Source organism: Paenibacillus sp. EKM206P, from assembly GCF_011066155.1.
Taxonomy (GTDB): Bacteria; Bacillota; Bacilli; order Paenibacillales; family Paenibacillaceae; genus Paenibacillus; species Paenibacillus polymyxa_D.
The window spans coordinates 557073-577124 of record NZ_JAAMNQ010000002.1; the positions used below are offsets into that span (position 1 = coordinate 557073).

Genomic DNA, 20052 nt, shown 5'->3' on the forward strand with positions numbered 1-20052 from the left:
ATTAGTCTTATTGACAAAGGAGAGAAATTATGAAACGTTTTGGAGTGGCAGTACTGTCCACACTGGTTCTTTCTTCTGCGTTCGCCAGTCTTGCAGGAGCTCAACCAGGTGATATAAAGGTTATTATTAACGGCGTAACTCAGCAATATACCCAGTCCCCGGTTGTTAGTCAAAATACAACCTTGGTGCCTCTGCGTGGAGTTTTCGAAAGCTTGGGTGCGAAAGTCGATTGGGATAGCAAAGCTAAAAAAGTGACAGCATCTAAAAATGACGATACGTTAACTTTAAATGTTGGTTCTAAACTTGCTTATAAAAATAGTAATCCTGTACAGCTTGATGCAGCTACTCAAATTCAAAAGGGTCAAGTACTCGTTCCTTTACGTTTTGTGAGCCAATCATTAGGCGCCAAAGTAAATTGGGATCAGACTACACGAACAGTGACCATTTCGAATCAAGGTAGTGGTAGTGCTACTGACACCAATAGCTTGTCTAGTAAGCCACTTGCAGCTCCTGTGACCAAAGTTACTTATGATACTTACTATAATAACTCCTTGACCTATGACGATGCAGTCAAACTGGCTATTGCTGATAGTACTTCAGTGAAAACAGGAGAAGTGAGTATTGATCAGGCAGGAAAAATTTTAAAAGAGACAGGCAAAAATATTGACTTTGTTCCAGCAGAAGCAGGTAATGAGGGTCAAGATAAAGCTTACAAAGGTTATGCCCAAACGAACCTTAATTATGAGGCTACCAAGAAGAATCTGGAAATGACCAAAGAAAGTATTGAATATAATGTAAAAGATCTTTACAATAAGCTCCTTCAAAAGCAAAATGCCGTTAAGCTGGCTGCTTTGAATATCGAAGATGCTGAGCGCAAGCTTAAAGTTGCACAAATTAAAAGAGATAATCAAATGTCGAGTGATTATGAGGTCACGCAAGCGACTAATCAGTTGACTCAAAATCAAGCTGCTTTAGAGAAGGCAAAAAAAGATTTAGATAGTGCATATGTATCTTTGAACCAAGTGATTGGTTACAAACCAGAGCAACGTTATGAACTGAAGGATAAGCCTGTCTATTCTGAATTTAAAGATAATGTAGAGACAAAAGTAAGCCAAGTACTTACTAGCAGTACTGCTATTTGGTTGAGTGAGCAAAAAGTGGATTTGGCTGAATTGAGCTTGAAGCTTTACAACTTCAATACTCCAGGAAATACCCCTTATGAAGCTGAACAACTTAATGTTGAAAAAGCTCAATATGCTACAGAAGGCACAAAGAGACAACTCGAAGAAGCTGTAAGAACAATTTATAACAATATCAAAGCATTGGAAAGTCAATATTCACAGATTCAAGCTGGCTTAGTGAGTGCTAGAAGTGCGGCTGATATGGCTAAGAAGCAATTTGATGTTGGGTTGGCTACAGAGCTTCAGGTTTATGAAGCTAATTTGAAAGTAACTACTGCTGAGCAACAGGCGGAAGATATAGTTTCAAGTATTGATACTTTGAAGGTGGCTTTCAATAAGCCTTGGGCTATGCAAGGTTCCACTGGAGCAAGCGCGCAATAATTAAAACTTAACTATACTTGCTATAACCTGCTGTAGGAGGACTTCATGAAATCACGCTATAAAGTATCGTTGGCTGCAGCTTTACTTGGGGGAGGAATTGTAGCAGGCTCCTTAATGAACAATTCAGTTAACGGAGCCTCCAGTTCTGGACAACCTGGTACAGCTGATGATCCAGTCGTAACCAAAAGCTATGTTGACCAAAAAATTGCCCAGGCAATCAAAGGTGGAGTGCCCGCAAGTAACACGAGTAGTAAAACGACTAGTTCGCCTACTCCAGCGACAAACGCTACCTCTAACACAACGGCGTCAGGAACTTCTAGTGCAGGAAAAACTTCCACACCAGAGCAGACAGAGGTTTTAAAGGTTGTTGATGTAAAGCCTGGTCAAAAACTGATTGCCAAAGCAGGCTCGGAATTTATTTTACGTAATGGTTATGCTGTTGTGTATAGTATGGATGCCAGTGGGGCTATTGATATTACTTCTGGAACGGAAATTGTTCATAATCAGGCTGTCGAAAAAAATCATTTATTATCGTTTCCTAGAGAAGGAAGAGGTATTCAAGTAAAAGAAGGTCAGAAGTTTGGTCTGGTCGTTATGGTACGAGGCGGTTATTCTGTTCAGTAAACTGTTTTGTATTTAAGCTGCTTTCGGCGGCTCTTTTTCTTAAATACTGTTTGGGATAGCAAATTGTTCTTGGCTAAGTTGAACCTAATCGCTGCACACTAACCCCATGAAAGACAATACATTTAGTGGAGGGTGTATACGAGATGGCGTCAAGAGGTCAAAGACGATTAATTCCCGAGAGTCGTGTCAGGTTAGATGATTTGAAGTATGAAATTGCTGCTGAGTTTGGGCTACCTGTTTATAATCCCCAATATACACATATACAACCTAAGGCTGACAGTGAATTTGCTGCAGAATTGGGGGAGTTTGCGGGGGGCGGGAATGTAGCATGGCGTGATTTAACTTCAAGACAGAACGGTTCGGTTGGTGGTGAAATTACTAAGCGACTGATACAATCTGCTGAACGTAGCTTATCTGAATATGGTACATTGTAAGTTGCAATAATTTCTACAGTTTTTGAACATATAGTAGCGTAAAATCTGGGGTAATTTACATGTAAATCAAAAATGGTTTGCATGTAGATTTACCCTAATTTCGAATGTTGTCATTGGGTGACACGAATTGACACCTTGTTTTAAATAAGATATCATGGCATTTGAGGCTTGTACGCAACCTTTTCCTACCGGAGAAGGTTCATTTTTTATTAATCAGGTGTAACAAGATACCTCCCGCCATTTGATGGCTTGAAGGTATCTGAATAATGCCATTACCATGTCAGGATTTTTTTATTAAATCCTCATGTATTTTAATTGTGGGAGGTTGAAATTCATGTCTGTAAAAGGCCGTCATTTGTTCACGTCCGAATCTGTAACAGAAGGCCATCCGGATAAGATCTGTGATCAGATATCCGATGCTGTATTGGACGCCTTTCTGGCTAATGACCCTAATGCACGGGTAGCATGTGAAGTATCGGTAGCTACTGGTCTCGTTCTCGTCATTGGTGAAATCAGTTCCAAATCGGAGTACGTGGATATTCCATCCATTGTACGTAATACGATTAAGGAAATTGGCTATACACGTGCGAAATACGGTTTCGACTATAATACTTGCGCTGTATTGACTTCTTTGAATGAACAGTCGCCGGACATCGCTCAAGGGGTTAATGCTGCCTTGGAAAGCCGTGATCCTGCTGAAGTAGATAAAGAAACGGAAAACATTGGGGCTGGAGATCAAGGATTGATGTTTGGTTTTGCTACGAACGAGACGCCGGAGTTGATGCCTTTACCTATCGCTATGTCTCACCGTATTGCACGGCGCTTGTCTGAAGTGCGTAAGGATGGAACACTGAATTACCTTCGTCCTGACGGTAAAACCCAAGTAACGGTAGAGTATGAAAATGGTAAACCTGTTCGTATTGATGCTATTGTAGTTTCTACGCAGCATGCGGAGGATACTACTTTGGAGCAAATTCAAGCAGACATCAAAGAAAAGGTTATTTTGCCAGTTGTTCCTGCCGAATTATTGGATGAGCAAACCAAGTATTACATTAATCCGACAGGACGCTTTGTTATCGGTGGTCCTCAAGGAGATGCAGGTCTGACAGGTCGTAAAATTATTGTGGATACGTATGGTGGTTATGCACGTCACGGCGGGGGAGCATTCTCCGGTAAAGATCCGACCAAAGTGGACCGTTCCGCTGCTTACGCTGCTCGTTATGTAGCGAAAAACCTCGTAGCAGCTGGATTGGCAGACAAAGTGGAAATTCAGCTTGCTTATGCCATCGGTGTAGCTACGCCTGTTTCGATTAACGTCGATACATACGGTACGGGTAAAGTGAGTGATGAGAAGCTGGTTGAATTGATCCGAAATAACTTTGATCTGCGCCCAACAGGTATTATTCGCATGTTGGATCTGCGTCGTCCAATTTATAAGCAAACTGCTGCCTACGGTCACTTTGGACGTACAGATTTGGATGTACCATGGGAGAGCGTAGATAAAGCTGAAATTCTAAAAGAACAAGCGGGGCTGTAATTCCTCGTATGTTATCAAAATAAAAGCAATAACCCAAAAAGACTGTTTCATGCTTTGCATGAACAGTCTTTTTTTGATGTGTTTCGCTGTTAAGTACGAATTTGTTCTGATGTACCGAATGCTGAGTGACTACTCGGATATCGGAGCATGGTCCAATAAATTTTTAAGTAAACGACAAACCTTTTGCAGTTCCTTGTACTGCTCCAAATACGCAAAAAGGGCTTTCAGGAGACCTTTCTGAGGGTTCGATTTCAGAGCCTCTTCCTTTAAATGAGCGTAGATTTGCTGACACTCCTGTTTCTCCTCTGAACTCCAAGAAGACAGCAGTATACTGTCTTCCAAAGAGTGGAGAAGGCTGTTAATTTGACGGCCTTGATCAAAAGGATTACTTAGAGCACTTTCGGGTAACCAGCCTTGCTTGCTCCAGAACAAATGTGGAGCTGAATCAGCATTGTTCAGGCTGGTTGCCAAGGAACTGGATAAGAAGATAATAAACTGTGTCAGATGTTCAATCGTTTCATCATTCATGCGATCGGCAAAGAAGCGAATATATTCAAACACAATGCTTTTAAGTACAAAGGTCACGTCCCATGCATGATCTTCAATGCTCGGTCCAAAAATATCAATCAGGCAGTCGCGAACCCATCTGTACAATTTGTATTCATGATTCTCGAATGCGTAATTAAGTTGTTCATTCTGGAAAATAAGCATGGAAGGCTCAGGAAGATCCATCATGAGATACACTTTGTTTTCAACGAGATTTTTCAAGTAAAGTACAATAAAACCGTGTAGTTTATCGTGCTTAGAAAGATCAGGTTTACTGTAGAGAGCCCGGATGTCTTGTTCAATATTATTTTCCAGAATGATACACATTTCTAGAGGGAGTTCTTCTTTTCCCTGAAAATATTTATAAAAGGATGCCTTCGCCATCCCACTTTCTTTGGCGATTTCTTCAACAGATGTTGAATAATAGCCTTTTCTGGAGAACAGCCGAATGGCGGCCTGTAAAATATCATTTTTTTTGCTTTCCATACATACTTCCCCCTAGGGACCGACTAACTCGACAGCATGCGAACTCACTTCATACATCATAAAGATTGATCAGGTGTGATAACTGTGTGCTGCTGTCTTTTGAGTTGACGGCGCATCTTGTATTTGGCCATGATCATATACAAGGACGGCACGACAAACAAGGTTAACAAGGTCGAGAATAACAAACCGAAAATGACGGTAAACGCCAGTGGCTTAAAGAGCAGGCTTCCCAATAGTGCCAACGGAATCATACCTACAATGGCTGCCAAGGATGTCAATAAAATCGGTCTGAAGCGAGCGGCGGCCGCCTGTATTACGGCTTCCTTCAATTCCATTCCTTCATGTCGTGCATCCTCGATAAATTCAATTAACACAATCCCATTCCGCACAACAATGCCCGCGAGTGCAATGATTCCCATGATGCTCATAAAACCGATAGGCATATCGGTTAAGAAAATACCAATAATCCCGCCGGCTGCTGCCAGGTACACGGTCGTCATAATAATAATAGGAATGGAGAGAGAATAAAATTGCATAGTAATCAAGAGTAAAATGAGCAAGACTACAACGATAGCCAGCTGTCCTAAGTCCTTGAATATGGTCGATTGGTCAGAGGTTTCCCCACCAACCTCCCATTTGTAGCCTTCTGGGAACTTCATTTGCGCCAGCTTACTTTCAACATCAACCATCGCTTCGCTTGCAGTTCGTCCGTTCAAATCGGCTTCCACCGTAATCGTCCGCTCCATATTGTAATGCTTGATTTGCTGAATAGCAAATGACGGCTTAATCTGGACAAGCTGGTTTAATGGAATTTGCTTACCAGCTGCATTAACTACACTTAATTGTTGGAAAAGCTTACTTGGCTCCTCGTCGCTGTGATTCAAATACATTTTAATATCCACCAGACTGTTTCCAGTATCAAATTGGCTGACTTGGGCTCCTTCTTTTAATAGAAGCAGGGTGCGAGTCAAATCTGTGTAACTTACCAGGTATTGATCCATCGCTTGTTTGTTGACCTCAAGCTCCAGTGCATATCGTTCAATTCCTATATCATCCACGATGCCTGTTGTGCCCTCTACTGTCGCGATCTGCTCCTTTGCCTTTTGGGCAAGAGTTTGCAGTTCATTCAGATCCTGACCTGAGATACGAATAGAAACGGGCTTACCCACTGGAATCCCGAGACGAGGAACATACATCGTAACTGTAACTCCAGGATAGGATTTCTTAACATGTTGTTCCCAAGCATCAACTGTCGTATTGAGATCGAATACGTTTTCTTTGCCGACGACAGCAATCTGCCCCACCGTTTCGTTATAACTAATATTTCCACCCGAACTATTAATGTCACTAAACAGTTGTGGGGCAGTCCCTCCAGCGCTGTAGACGACCTTGGAAGTTTCAGGTTGCTTTTTCACCCAGCCTGCAAGGTCTTTAACGACCTGGTCGGTTTCCGCAATTGAAGTGCCTACAGGCATTTTTACATTTAGTGCAACATGAGGATCTTCCGACTCAGGAAAAAGTTCAACTGAGGTAAAGGGAACTAATCCATAGGCGGCTGTTCCAAGCATGAGTCCGACCATGGCTGTCAACAAGGGACGCTGAATGACCTTAGGCATCAGTTTTTGTGAATAGAGCTTGTTTAAAGAATGAATCTGCTGGCCGAGCAAGCCTGCTGGTTTAGATTTACCCTGAGGGTGACGAGCCTGTCTGCGCTTCTCATACCATTCTCGAAAAATAGGGATGATGGTGAGCGACATGATCATAGAGGCAAGCATGGTCAGGGAGACAATAGCAGGAATAGGTTTAATAAAGGCACCTACATTTCCAGGAAGAAACAACAATGGCGCGAAAGCTGAGATGGTAGCCAGAGTTGCAACCAAAATAGAAAGCATGACCTCTTTGGTACCTTTTACAGCTGCGACTGAGGGTGATTCTCCTAATTCCGTAAGTCTACGCTCAATATTATCATTTACAACTACGGCATCATCCACGAGTATGCCGAGTACGATGATCAGACCGACAACGGAAATCTGATTTAGAGTGATGCCGAACATAGGCAAAAAGATAATGGCAATCGAAACCGAAATAGGAATGGCCAGTGCAACAAATGCAGAGGTGAGCAAATTCAGCCCCAACATACAAACGAGAATAACGGCCACAATCGCAAGAATCGTTTCACGCTTTAAGTCGTCAAAGATATGGCTTACCTGATCCTTTTGTGCAAAAAGAGTTTGAAAGTGAACACCTGCGGGAAGTGTTTTCTCCAGTTCTTTGAGCTTGGTATTGACCTTTTCGCTCATAGAAGGGATGTCTGTGCCTGTTTCTGCTCCAATACTTAACGTAATGGCCGGTTTACCCTCTACATAGGCAAAGTATTCTGTATTAGGATGGGCCAGTTCCGTTGTGCCGATATCTCTTAAATAAACAGGATTACCCTCTTTGGTGCGTGTCAAAAGGACCTGATTCAATTCATCAGCTTTTTCGGTCTCGCGAACAATAAGTTGATAGGTACGTCCGTTGTATTCAATATTACCAGTAGGGACCCGATCAATTTGAGCCTGAACCGCTTGAGCCACTTGTCCCCACGAAAGCTGGTATTGCTGAAGTTTCTGATTGTCAATATGGACACGTACTTCTTGATCAGGGAGACCATTGAATTTGACGCTAGATACGCCAGAAATGGTATTGAGCTGATCTTTCCAAGTCGTTGTTAAATCATTTAGTTTATACAGCGGTGCGGAAGAGTCAGCCGTCAGGGCATAGGAGCCGATAAAAGAGCTGGTTAGTTTGTCATTTACAACAGGCACTTCAGCGCCTTGAGGAAGATCCGCTTGTGCATCTTGCACTTTTTTACGCATATCATCCCAAACCGTTTGAGGATCAACTCCGTTTTTGGATTCAATTAAAATAGAGGAGAATCCGTTACCAGAAGTCGAATTAATCGTTTTAACACCTTCAACTTCCTTAATGCGTTTCTCCAGCTCTTTAGTTACGGTTTGTTCTACTTTTTGTGGTGAAGCACCAGGGTAGACTGTTGTTACCATAGCATTCTGTATGGTGACATCCGGCATTTCCTGCTGTGGTAACTGGAAAAAACCGAAGATTCCGACCAAAATCAGCATGACAAAAAACAGCAATGTAATTTTTCGTTTTTTTACGATGTACTCAATCATGGGCGTCCGCCTTCCTCCGACTGAATCGCATTTCCATCAAACAGGTTTTCTGCCCCTTTAACGATAATACGTTCGCCTTCACGAAGTCCCGATACGATTTGCAACTGATTATCTACAACCTGATTACCAAGCTCCACAGGGGTTTTAACAGCTTTTCCTTGAATGTCTTTGAAAATAAAAGGCTTGCTTCCCGTGTTAATGACTGCTTCGGCAGGAACGAGAATCCCATTCTTGTCGGTCACCTGTTGAGCAGCTTTAATGACCTGACCGGGTAACCAGTCTCGCTGTGGATTGTTTATAACAATCTCTACGTTAACCCTTCCTGTGTCGGTGCTGGTTGAAGGATAGACGTTAGACACCGTACCTTGACGGGTCTCTTCATAGAGCGCTACTTCTACTTGTTGACCCTTTTTCCAATCCTTAATTTCACTGTCTGGTACAGGAAGTAGTACTTTGAGGCGGTCGATGGAGCCTATGCGATAGACGGCTTGCCCTGACGCGACCAAATCACCTGTATTCACGATTTTGTCTAAGATTACACCGTTCACAGGAGAGATTAGACGTGTGCGTGAAAGTGCAAGTTCTGCCTGCCCCTTGGCAACAAGGGCTTTTTCGTAGTTGGCATGGGCTTGTTTTTGGGAAGCCACAGCCTGTTCACTGGCCGCTAGGGCTTTGCTTTTACCTGCAAGCGCATCTTGAAAGGAAGCTTGGGCGGATTGATGATCTTCGGCTGTGGCCCCTTCCAGCAAAAGGGACAGGGATTCCTTGGCTTGTTCCAGGTCTTTCAGGGCTGCGGTAGCATTCAGGCGAGCATTTTCATTATCTGATGCGGTAGCAGCGCCTGCCTCAAACAGCTTCTGTGTACGCTCGCTATCCGTCTTGGCCTTGTTATAAGCGCTTTGTGCCTTATCTACAGTAGCTTGCGCTTGTTGTTTCTCTTGAGCACGTGCGCCTTTATTGACCTTGTTAACATTCGCGCGAGCTCCTGTAATGCCGGCATCGGCGGATTGAATTGCGGAGGTAGCAGCCTGTAAATTAGCCTGTGCGTTATCAATACCAGCCTGTGCCTCCAAAATGGAGGCTGTCGCCTGTGCAACCTGCAGTCTATAGTCAGCGTCATCTAGACGGGCAATGGTTGTACCTTTCTGTACAGCCGTCCCGGTAGTGATTTCTGCGCTAGCGACGATACCTCCGTTCTGAAAAGCCAGTGTACGTTCTTCATAGGCTTGAAGAGTGCCTGACAAGTTATAGGCAGTATGAAGTGGCGTTGATTTGACGATTGCGGTCCGCACAACGGTTGGCTGTACAGATGAACCTAGAGCGGCATCTTTTTTTTCTGTAGAACATCCGGTCATTGCGATGCACAGGGATAAAGTTGATATGATGATGGCCCGTTGTTTATTCATGATTATCAATCCTTCCGATAGGGTCATAATTAGAGAAGTGAACTAATAAGTATTATTTGAACTAACGAGTTCAAATGTATTATAGTGCGCCGATATTGCATTCGTCAATTCATCGTTTTAGATTTTATGAATTAGTTGACGGGACTTTCGTAACTTTTGCCTATATAATAAGTCTATTAACATAAGAGGATTTTTTTGTTTATTGATAGAGTACATGCGCGGAACAAAACCGTTTAAATACATTGAAGATGGGAGCTATTATCCAAATGTTTTTAAGTAATAAGAAACAGAGTGAAGTGAAAGTTAATGGCAGAGGAATCGCTAAAAGATGGGCCGTGTTAACACTGGCAGGGGTATTATGGGTCGGTCCGGTTGCTGGAACGGGGGCTCTAATTCCCTTAAATGGTTGGATGTCTGCTCCAATCGCAAGTGCAACCTCTGGTTCGACTGTAAAATTGGGCGAAGAGATCATTACTTCGGGTGCAACATTATTGAAATATCGTTTTAAAGGGTCCAAAGGAACAGCACTGGCTGATATCATTCGAGTAGACTTGCAAAATCCGTACGTTAAGCTGGATGTCATGACGGGGAAGAATGGACAGTTTACGACCCGGCAGAGCACAGGCGGCATGGCAAAAGAGACTGGAGCGGTTGCTGGTGTAAACGGGGATTATTTTAATACCTCAAGCGAGGGAGCTCCGATCGGTGGACAAGTATCCAAGGGTGTGTTGATGTCTACTCCATCTGATTTAACGGGCATGTATGCCTTTGCTGTAACCAGAGATGGTTCTCCGATGGTGGAGCAGTTTACTTTTGAAGGAACAGTAAAAGCTGGAGACGGGTCGTCTTTCTCTTTGGCGGGGATGAACAAGGCTTCGTATTCGCCTGAGACGAGCGGGGGCAGTTATAGTCACTCTAATGCTATGTATATTTATACATCTGCTTGGAAAGCAATTGAGCGGCCCAAAAACAGTTCGACAACGCCTACCGAGGTATTGGTACAAAATGGTGTGGTTACGCAAGTCTCCGACAATGCTACATTGAATATGACCGTTCCGCAGGATGGCTATATTTTACGTACTCACGGTAAAGCGGCTGATTATGCCAAAGCGCATCTGACCGTGGGACAGACGGTAGAAACAAGCTATCGCCTTCGTGTTAAATCGACAGGGAGTGAAGTAGATCCTTCCAACCTTCAGATGATGATTGGTGGACATACCATATTAGTAAATGACGGTCAGAAAACCTCTTTTTCCCGGAGCACAACAAGCATAGGCGGGACGCGTGCGCGTACAGCTTTGGGATATTCCCGTGACAAGCGTTACGCTTATGTCATTGCCGTTGAGAAGAATGGGAACAGCGTTGGTGTATCCCTGAGCGAGCTGCAAACGCTGATGAAAGATATTGGCGTTTGGAAGGGTATGAACCTCGATGGGGGCGGTTCTACGACCATGGTGACTCGTGATTTGGGGGATACGACAGCGGGACTTACGTTCAATACGGAATATGGTACAGAGCAACGTAGTATCGTAAATGGAGTGGGGGTATATACCAATGCTCCTAAAGGAACGCTCAAAGGTTTCACCATCAAGGGCAATAAAACGCTGCTGATTGGTCAGACCGGAAGCTATTCCTTCAAAGGCTATGACAACTACTACAATCCCTTCGATACCTCAAAAGTACAAGTGACGTGGAAGTCCAGCAACCCGGCTGTTGTGTCAGTGAGCGGCGGCGTTGTGAAGGGGGCCCAACCGGGAACGGCTACTTTAACGGCATCCAGTGGCTCAGCCAGCGCTACAACTAAGGTCACCGTGCTTGGAGCAGATGAAATTTCATCACTCACCGCAGGAAGTGGAACTGGCTCGCTTACCGCTGGAGCTAAAATCGCTGTACCGGTAACGGCAAAGACAAAAGATGGACAGAGTGTCAGCATTACGTCAGATGCGCTCAAATGGGAGTTCATTGGCTTTAAGGGAAGCGTTAAGGACAATCAACTTACAGTAAATACGGTGGATGCAGGCGTGAAAACGGGCTATGCCATCGGTCGCTATGATGGTTTCAGCGCTGTCGTCTTCTTGTCTGCTGGCGGAGCAAGTACAAACAATTGGGAGAACTTCGAAAATGTTTCGTATCCGGTTGATTTTACTTCGAATGTGGAAGGTGTTACCGGCACAGTGGCTGTTGTACAAGGAGATGGTGACCATGCCAATTCCAAAGTGCTGGAACTGAACTACGATATGACAAATGGCAGTGGTAAAATGTATGCTTACGCCCAATTGAACGGCACGTCCGGGAAAACGCTTGAACAGGCGGCTACTTCCATCTCAATTGATGTCAGAGGGGATAAGAGTCTGAACTGGCTGCGTGCGGAGCTAGAGGATGCCCAAGGCAAAACAGCATATATTGATCTCGCTAAAGTGATCGACTGGAACGGTTGGAAAACCATTAATGCAGATATGAGCGGTTTGAATATTTCGTATCCAGCGAAGCTGAAACGTCTTTATGTGGTCAATGTGGCGGAAGGTCAGGACGAGCGTGCTAAAACAGGCAATGTTGCTTTTGATAATATTTCTTTTAATACACCGGGAACGGTCGGCACAGAAGGACTTAAAAAGGGAACAGCTCAAATGACGATCGGACAAAAATCAATGACAGTAAACGGAACACCTACAACAATTGATGCAGCTCCGATGACTCGCGATGGTTCAACGTATGTTCCGATTAAGTATGTGCTGGACGCATTTGGCGGACAAGCCAAATGGAATGCGGGCGATCAACGGATCACCGTTATGCGCGGCGGTGTGCTGATGGATTTGACCGTAGGGAAAAAAGAAGTTGTTCTGAACGGGAAGCGTCAAAGTACTGATGTTGCACCCGTTGTGCTAGGGGGTAGGACTTTAGTCCCGTTGAGACTCGTGTCTGAGCAGTTAGGAATGACTGTAAAATGGGAACAAGAAACGAAGACCATCACCCTTCAATCATGATATGGTATGATATATACTTGAAATGCTAGGATTGGAGTAGAACATTTGTGGACTTTCAAGCCGATATCATAGACCGAGTCATTAAAAATGCCATCCAGGTGATGGAGAACAGCAAATATCAGATGTTCGAAATATTGGACACGGCCCGGACCGAGCTGGTCACGTTAAATCAGGAGCTCCAGAGCGTCTTGAAGGAAACAGCAGAAACGATCGAAAAGGTGGACCAGCTGGAAATGAACTATCGGCGGTCCCGCATTCGGTTGACTGAGGTCAGCCGTGACTTCGTTCGCTATTCGGAAGAGGATATCAAGCAGGCTTATGAGAAGGCAACACAGCTTCAACTCGATGTGATGATTTTCCGCGAGAAGGAAATGTATCTCAAAGCCAGAAGAGATGATCTTCAAAAGCGGGCCAAAAGTGTTGAGGCTTCTGTCGAGCGCGCCGAAACCATCGGTTCGCAGATGGGAGTCGTGCTGGAATATTTGTCGGGCGAATTGGGACAAGTGACGCGGATCATCGAATCGGCTAAAAACCGGCAGTTTATTGGTCTGAAAATTATTTTGGCTCAGGAAGAGGAGCGTAAACGCATATCCCGTGAAATTCACGATGGACCTGCGCAGCTCCTTGCGCATCTAGTGCTTAGGACGGAAATTGTGGAAAGAATGATCGCCAAGCAGGAATTTAAGATGGTTCAGGACGAAATAGTAGACTTGAAGAAACAGGTTCGCTCCAGTCTTGAGGAAATGCGAAAGGTCATTTTCAATTTGCGTCCTATGGCCCTGGATGACCTGGGACTTATTCCGACGCTCCGGAAATATGTGCAGGATTTTGAAGAAAAAACGAAGATTAGATCGCTTTTTGAAACAAGGGGCAAGGAACACCGTCTCTCTTCCGCGATGGAAGCAGCCATTTACCGTCTGATCCAGGAAGCTTTGACCAACGCTGCCAAGCATGCTTATCCTACCTATGTGCTTGTTGAGATTACCTATCAGGCGCAGCTTGTAAAAATCGTGGTGCAGGATAATGGTTTGGGCTTCAAGCCAGAGCTTTTTCAGCAAAAAAGCAAAGATCATGGGCATTTTGGTCTGATTGGTATGCGGGAAAGGGTTGAACTGCTCGAGGGGAGAATGGAGATCGAATCAGCTGAGAATCAAGGCACCAAGATAGTGATTCATATCCCAACCAACGTGGAAAAGGGAAAGGAGTAACAACATGGAAAATCAGGAAATTAGCAATGCACCCATTAAAGTTCTCTTAGCGGACGATCATCAGTTGTTCCGTGAAGGGCTTAAACGTATTTTGAATATGGAGGACGACATTGAGGTCATCGGAGAATGTGGTGATGGTATTCAAGTGTTGGAATTCTGTAACGTAGAGAAACCGGATATTGTTCTGATGGACATTAATATGCCAATCGAAAATGGTGTAGAGGCAACTGAAAAACTGCGTGAGATGTTCCCGGATGTCAAAGTTATCATTTTATCCATTCATGATGATGAAAGCTATGTATTTGAGACGTTGCGCAAGGGAGCCAATGGTTATCTGTTAAAGGATATGGAGGCCGAGTCCCTCATTAATGCTATTCGTTCGGTTCATGAAGGCTATGCGTTTATCCATCCGAAGGTAACAGGTAAGCTCATTCAGCAACTCCGCCGGATGACCTACTTGAATGAAACAGGGGCTATGGCTGAAGGTCATACGAAGGAAGCCGGCGTGAAGTTTGTCGCAGGTGAAAATAATCCATTGACCCGTCGTGAAGCTGAAGTATTGCGTCTGATGGCTGAAGGTAAGAGCAACAAGATGATCGGTGAATATTTATTCATTAGTGAGAAAACGGTCAAAAACCATGTCAGCAGTATTTTGCAAAAAATGGAGGTTGATGACCGTACACAAGCAGTTATTAACTCAATCAAATATGGATGGGTTACGCTGTAAAGTGTAGTTTTTCCATGCATTAGACGATGCAGCTGCTAATAGATATGAATGCTGTACCGTCTTTCACTCCGGGCGATATGTCCGCTCATACAGAAACCCAGTACATAACCGTGACACCTCTTCCTGTTATACGGCATATATTGTCGCTATAGGAGGAGGTGGAACCCTCGTGACGGCTCACTTGGTTTGGATATTGCTTATATACGGCGTGGGGGCCGCTGTCGTGCATCTTATGTATATACGACAGGCGGTTCAGGCTTATCACAATGGCGAAGATTCATGCGCGATATCTCCAGGTCATCGCGCGATTCGCTATATTGTGATTACGTCCAATGACGGAGATCGTGTGGAATGGGTGATGCGTTCGTTGAACATACTTGCCTGGCTGCACCGGAGGCCGCTACATGTGACGGTACTGGATGATGAATCTATGGACGATACGCTACCGATTCTGACACGGCTAGTGCGCTATAGTCATACGGATGTTTCAGTCATTTCAAGTCGTTTTTCACCGGGGAACCCGGTTTTACCGAAGTCAGGCGGTGAAAAGCAGGTTGTTATTGATCTTAGAACAGTCAAGTCGTTGGCGGACGCTCCGCTTGTTCCTTAGCAACAGGGGATTGTGGACATCGTGGTCAAAATCGGATATAAATGTTTATAAACAGTTGCATAGGCAAGACAACAGGGATATCGTTGAGATCTACTTGATGTGAAGCACACTTCAGGCTATTAGCCACAGAAGTGTGCTTTTTTGCTGTTCTCTGGGGTGATAAGAACCCAAAAAGTAATGAATGGGGGGAGAAGGGGAAGGTGAAAATTGCAGTATATGCAGTGAGGTATAAGGGGAATTGGAATCTCCGATTATCTGTGGATATTCGAGTAGATATGACATGGTGGATGAATCCAGATGAGGGGCAGGGGAATGTTGTCGAAAGGTGGGTGTTATTAGGAGATGAGCTCCCCTTGTCCTGGGGAACAAAGCTGTGTGAAACATTTAAGGAATTAGTAGGTATGGAGCGATGGGGGAAACGGCAGTGGTGGGCTTATATTATCGCACAGCTAAAAAGTGAACTGGCTCTTGAACCTTTTGACGGAGAACGAATTTTATCTGGAAGAGTAGAGAATATATGCATTTGGGATCATGTACAAGGTTGGACTTCTCGCACAGAAAGTGGGGATGAGAGACGAGAAACAAAGGGAGTTTTACGTTCTATTCAAAAAAGGGACCTCGTCACGGGAATGGATGGATTGGAGAGGGAGTGTTTAACACGACAAGCGAATGAACTGGCTAATTTGTTGTCAGGACGCCAGTTACTCGTTCCAGAAGTCGAAGCGCTACTGGCAGAGGCAGCGCCAGGTTTGGAGCGTACTTGGCGATCCGCTGCACAACTTGCATATCTGCAAGGCCGACTCAGCTTTGCTACTGGCCTCGATCCAGCACCTCGCACGCGCTGGTCTGCCGCGCGTACGCATGAACTCCGCTGCAACCGTTGTGGCAGCGGGATAGTGCACCGCACGAGCTGCGCATCGTGCGGCCGTAAGGCGTGCGCCTACTGCGAGACATGTCTCGCACTTGGACGCAGCCGTGAATGCTCGCTGCTGCTGCGCGGTGCAGCGAAACCCGCGCTGCCGTGCACAGCAGGCATAGCCCCGGCGACGGAACTCGACCGCTGGGGGCTAAGCCCAGCGCAGCGTGCCGCCGCCGAAGCGGCGCTGCGCTTTTTAGCCGCACCGCACGGCGAAGTGCGGGGACATTTTCGCCCGGAAGGCCGTGGGCTCCGGGCGTTGTTCCGGCGCGGCATGGTTGCGCGCCGGGGATCAGAAGCTGCCTCTTCGCAGAGCAGCAACCTTGCCCGTAGCAGGCAGCCTTCGCCGAAACCTGGCGAAGGTGCGAGGCACAACGCTGCTGATCAGCAGGTGCCTGGTACTAAGGTAGAGCGTTTTTTGCTCTGGGCCGTAACGGGCGCAGGCAAGACGGAAATGATGTTTCCGCTCTTGCAATATGTGCTAGACCACGGAGGAACGGCACTTGTGGCAACACCACGCCGCGACGTGGTACTGGAGTTAGCCCCTCGTTTGGCCATTGCTTTTCCCGATGTGAGCATGGTGACGCTCTATGGGGGAAGCGCAGAACGCTGGCAAAGGGGACAGCTGACACTGGCAACGACACATCAGCTATTGCGTTATCGTCAAGCTTTTGATTTGGTTGTGATTGATGAGATTGACGCGTTTCCTTATCACAATGATCCTATGCTTGCCTTTGCTGCACGAGCAGTATGTAAGCCGAAGGGGAAGTTTATCTATTTGTCTGCTACACCACCGCAATCCTTGCAGAAAGAGGCTGCACGAGGTCTGCTGCCACACGCCAAGGTTCCCGTTCGTTTTCATCGTCATCCTCTACCTGTCCCATTTCGTTTGGGGGCTGCTTCAGTGCAACAATGGCTGCAAAAAGGTCGGCTTCCCGCATCCTTTATTCAACGCCTACGCGTATCCATACAACGTGGGGCACAGGTTTTCCTGTTTGTGACACGAATCTCACATATTCAGGGACTTGTGAAGCTGCTGATTAAACATTTGCCTTATGTACCTATTGCGGGCACCTCCTCACAGGATGAAGAAAGAACCGCTAAAGTACGCTTATTTCGAGCTACTGAAATACGTGTTCTGGTTACAACGACTATTTTGGAGCGAGGGGTAACTGTTCCACGGAGTGATGTGTACGTATTAGACGCGGACAGTAGTCTTTTTGATGAAGCCTCTCTTGTCCAAATGGCTGGTCGCGCGGGCAGGTCCAAGGATGACCCATGTGGAGTTGTTATTTTTACATCCCCCCAATGGACACGAGGTCAAAAAAGAGCAATTAGACAGATTAAACGTATGAATGAACTGGCTCGGAAAAGAGGATACCTGAAGGAGGCGAAGCACTAAATGCATTAAATAAAAAAAGTTTTTTTGGAAATGTGAAACCTGAAACAATGTCGGTACGTAAGCTACCAAGAAAGGTGCATTCTGATATGGGGATGATTCCAACAACCCGTCTATTTTTGAATTGGTTATTCCATCGCCAGTCCCAAACATGTATGGCTTGCGGCACTCTCACAGGGCGTTTTTCCGAATTCCCCGGGATTTGTACTTCTTGTTCACTTCAAATTCCTTGGGTTTACGATATTCGTTGTGTTTATTGTGGACGTCCGACGTCTTGCCCGGATTGCGTAAGGCTTGACCGATTAGTACGTTACTATGTGTGCAATCGGAGTGCAACCAGCTATACACCGATGATGAGAGAATGGATTGGGCAGTTCAAATATCGCGGGAATGAAAAGTATGGTTCCCTGCTGGGTGAGATCATGAATCGAGCCTATCAGGCGATGAGGTATGAGTTTGCAGGTCTTAAACATTCTCGTTTCAAGCGATCTTTGTGGAGTGTGGATGTAGTGACCTGTGTTCCGGTAAGTGAGAAGAGGCTGACAGAGCGAGGTTTCAATCAGGCTCGGATCTTGGCAGAAGAGATTGCTAAGCGGAATAAGCTCCCCTTCCTATCTTTACTTGCTCGTCCACAAGATACAGGCAAACAAAGCTTTAAATCAAAAAAGGAACGCATGAACACAATGAATAATGCGTTTTCTGTTCACCCCAATATGACAAATTTACTGAAGTCTTTTATTTTAAAAGCTAAATCTCAATGTGTTACGGAAAATAAGCTTTCCGTTACCGTTTTGCTTGTTGATGATATTTATACAACGGGGAGCACATTGCAGGCGTGTGCACGTGTTTTGAGAGAAAAGGCATTAGAGCAAGGAATACATTTGACTATTTTTTGCCTGACCTTAGCAAGATCATAAGTCTAAATATCTGGTATTCCCCATGAAATTTCGCTTGAAACTATGAAAAAAAGGTTATAATTCTCTTGAAAGAAGGGTTAAATGATAGAGCAAAAAGTCTTTTAAGCCGTACAATCAGCAGGATTTGACAACAAGCTAGAGAGAGGTATATAATAAAAAATATAGAGACAAACAAAAAGTAAGGAAGTGAGGGATGAAAACAGAATATTTCAATTTAGAGGTTGATTTTTTTGGAAAAGAGGAGTACAATTTCTATCTGTTGATAGCTAACATGATTGGTAATAAGTGATTAGCTAATGACTAAAGAGCGGACATTGGGAGTGTCTCGCTCAGTAGTAAAGCAGTTAATTAAAATTTAAAGTTAAAAAGAGGAGAGAACAAATCATGAAAAACGTTATGAAAAAAGTAGCAGTATCTAGCATGTTGGCAGTAAGTTTGGGTGCAGTATCTTTGTTGAGTCCACTTGCAACAGGTCAAGTAATGGCGAAATCCGGCTCCGATTACGAAAAACAACAATTGGAAGACCAAATCATGAGAGAGCAGCAAGAAGCAGCACAAAAAGCATTTGAAGCTAAGTATTTTAAAACTGAAACTACTGAAAATGCAGCAACTGTAACACCGGCTCAACCAGCTACTGAGAACAACAATCAAGCAACAACCACAAAACCAGTAACGACTACAAATGAAGCACCAGCAACTGTAAATACAATCAAAGTAAATGTTCAAGAGGGCGAAACACTGGCTTCTATTGCTGAGAAATACGGTGTAACTGTTGAGGAATTGGTTAAAATTAACAACCTGGTTAAAGTAGGTCAAGAACTGCAGGTACCGCAAACAAAAACAAATAAATAATTATTATTATAAATGTATAATGAAGTATGGTTTTTAAACCAAGCGTTTGACTATAGTATACGGGAAGGCCACTATTAAAACAATGCTTTTTTGAATAATTATTTGTGAAATAGCTTGTTTTTTTGGGTTGCAAATTTCCACTGGTGCATCTAGCTTGATTTCAGATAGGTTATAAGTTGAGATGATGTTAGGTCCATGAGATTTATGAATACCCACACTCCATGTGCGGAGCATTCGTATGGCGCCGTTCCCCCGGATTTACAGGACTTTCTTATTGTCATTCGGGGCACAGGTGAACATGAATTCTTCTGAGGATTGTTTCGCCCGGTTTTTCCCTCATCTTGATAATTAATTTCTACATTTACTCATATTCATATAGCTATTTTAATTGTATAATGAAGCGCTATTCCCGAAAACAACTGGAATGGCGCTTATTTTATTTTCTATCTAAAGTAGGGAGCAATGTTTGACGATAAATAGACACATGCAATAGGCTGAACATTAGCTTCCATGAGCTTCTTTATTTTATGTCATTGCATATTGATGCATATAGATGTTAATAAAATTTCACTGATGGATCTTTCTCTCTTATACTCTTATTATGATAACTTATAAGATGTGCGATTGTGTAAAATCTGAAAATCCCTTTTTGAAATATTTGCTAGACGAGG

General features: G+C 44.4%; 14 protein-coding genes. 11 read left to right on the top strand and 3 right to left on the bottom strand.

Annotation, left to right across the window (positions count from 1 at the left end):
- Positions 1 to 29 precede the first annotated feature (29 nt).
- From G9G53_RS06285 to metK, 4 genes are all read left to right on the top strand, one after another.
- Positions 30 to 1562: a stalk domain-containing protein gene (locus G9G53_RS06285; RefSeq protein ID WP_165146199.1), complete on the top strand. Its 1533-nt coding sequence runs from the start codon at positions 30 to 32 to the stop codon at positions 1560 to 1562.
- A 45-nt stretch (positions 1563 to 1607) separates the two neighbouring features.
- Positions 1608 to 2186: a hypothetical protein gene (locus G9G53_RS06290; protein WP_165146201.1), complete on the top strand. Its 579-nt coding sequence runs from the start codon at positions 1608 to 1610 to the stop codon at positions 2184 to 2186.
- A gap of 143 nt (positions 2187 to 2329) precedes the next feature.
- Positions 2330 to 2620, top strand: coding sequence for an alpha/beta-type small acid-soluble spore protein (locus tag G9G53_RS06295; RefSeq protein ID WP_069009997.1), 291 nt, complete (start codon positions 2330 to 2332; stop codon positions 2618 to 2620).
- Positions 2621 to 2954: 334 nt separating this feature from the next.
- Positions 2955 to 4157 (top strand): methionine adenosyltransferase, encoded by a 1203-nt coding sequence (gene metK, locus G9G53_RS06300; protein ID WP_013312298.1) that lies wholly within the window; start codon positions 2955 to 2957, stop codon positions 4155 to 4157.
- Positions 4158 to 4286: 129 nt separating this feature from the next.
- Here the strand turns inward: metK and G9G53_RS06305 are convergent, their stop codons facing one another.
- The 3 genes from G9G53_RS06305 to G9G53_RS06315 are packed head-to-tail and all read right to left on the bottom strand — an operon-like array spanning position 4287 to position 9768.
- Positions 4287 to 5189, bottom strand: a complete 903-nt coding sequence (locus tag G9G53_RS06305) for a TetR/AcrR family transcriptional regulator (protein ID WP_029514598.1) — start codon at positions 5187 to 5189, stop codon at positions 4287 to 4289.
- 56 nt (positions 5190 to 5245) lie between these two features.
- Positions 5246 to 8362, bottom strand: a complete 3117-nt coding sequence (locus tag G9G53_RS06310; RefSeq protein ID WP_165146204.1) for an efflux RND transporter permease subunit — start codon at positions 8360 to 8362, stop codon at positions 5246 to 5248.
- On the bottom strand, positions 8359 to 9768 hold the full coding sequence (locus G9G53_RS06315; protein WP_165146207.1) for an efflux RND transporter periplasmic adaptor subunit: 1410 nt from the start codon (positions 9766 to 9768) through the stop codon (positions 8359 to 8361). The genes G9G53_RS06310 and G9G53_RS06315 overlap by 4 nt, the downstream gene beginning before the upstream one ends.
- Positions 9769 to 10034: 266 nt before the next feature.
- Here G9G53_RS06315 and G9G53_RS06320 point away from each other — a divergent pair, with 266 nt between their 5' ends.
- The 7 genes from G9G53_RS06320 to G9G53_RS06350 all read left to right on the top strand — a co-directional run bounded on the left by G9G53_RS06320 (position 10035) and on the right by G9G53_RS06350 (position 19381).
- Positions 10035 to 12752 (top strand): stalk domain-containing protein, encoded by a 2718-nt coding sequence (locus G9G53_RS06320; protein ID WP_165146210.1) that lies wholly within the window; start codon positions 10035 to 10037, stop codon positions 12750 to 12752.
- Between the two features lie 47 nt (positions 12753 to 12799).
- On the top strand, positions 12800 to 13960 hold the full coding sequence (locus G9G53_RS06325) for a sensor histidine kinase (protein WP_013312293.1): 1161 nt from the start codon (positions 12800 to 12802) through the stop codon (positions 13958 to 13960).
- A 4-nt stretch (positions 13961 to 13964) separates the two neighbouring features.
- Positions 13965 to 14687, top strand: coding sequence for a response regulator (locus tag G9G53_RS06330; protein WP_007432713.1), 723 nt, complete (start codon positions 13965 to 13967; stop codon positions 14685 to 14687).
- 169 nt (positions 14688 to 14856) lie between these two features.
- Complete coding sequence (locus tag G9G53_RS06335) at positions 14857 to 15297, top strand: hypothetical protein (RefSeq protein WP_165146213.1); 441 nt, start codon at positions 14857 to 14859, stop codon at positions 15295 to 15297.
- Positions 15298 to 15497: 200 nt separating this feature from the next.
- On the top strand, positions 15498 to 17615 hold the full coding sequence (locus tag G9G53_RS06340) for a DEAD/DEAH box helicase (protein WP_029514593.1): 2118 nt from the start codon (positions 15498 to 15500) through the stop codon (positions 17613 to 17615).
- 86 nt (positions 17616 to 17701) lie between these two features.
- The gene (locus tag G9G53_RS06345; protein ID WP_238437802.1) at positions 17702 to 18529 is read left to right on the top strand and encodes a ComF family protein; all 828 of its coding nucleotides are present in this window, start codon (positions 17702 to 17704) and stop codon (positions 18527 to 18529) included.
- A gap of 384 nt (positions 18530 to 18913) precedes the next feature.
- Complete coding sequence (locus G9G53_RS06350) at positions 18914 to 19381, top strand: LysM peptidoglycan-binding domain-containing protein (RefSeq protein ID WP_039271509.1); 468 nt, start codon at positions 18914 to 18916, stop codon at positions 19379 to 19381.
- Positions 19382 to 20052: the final 671 nt, after the last annotated feature.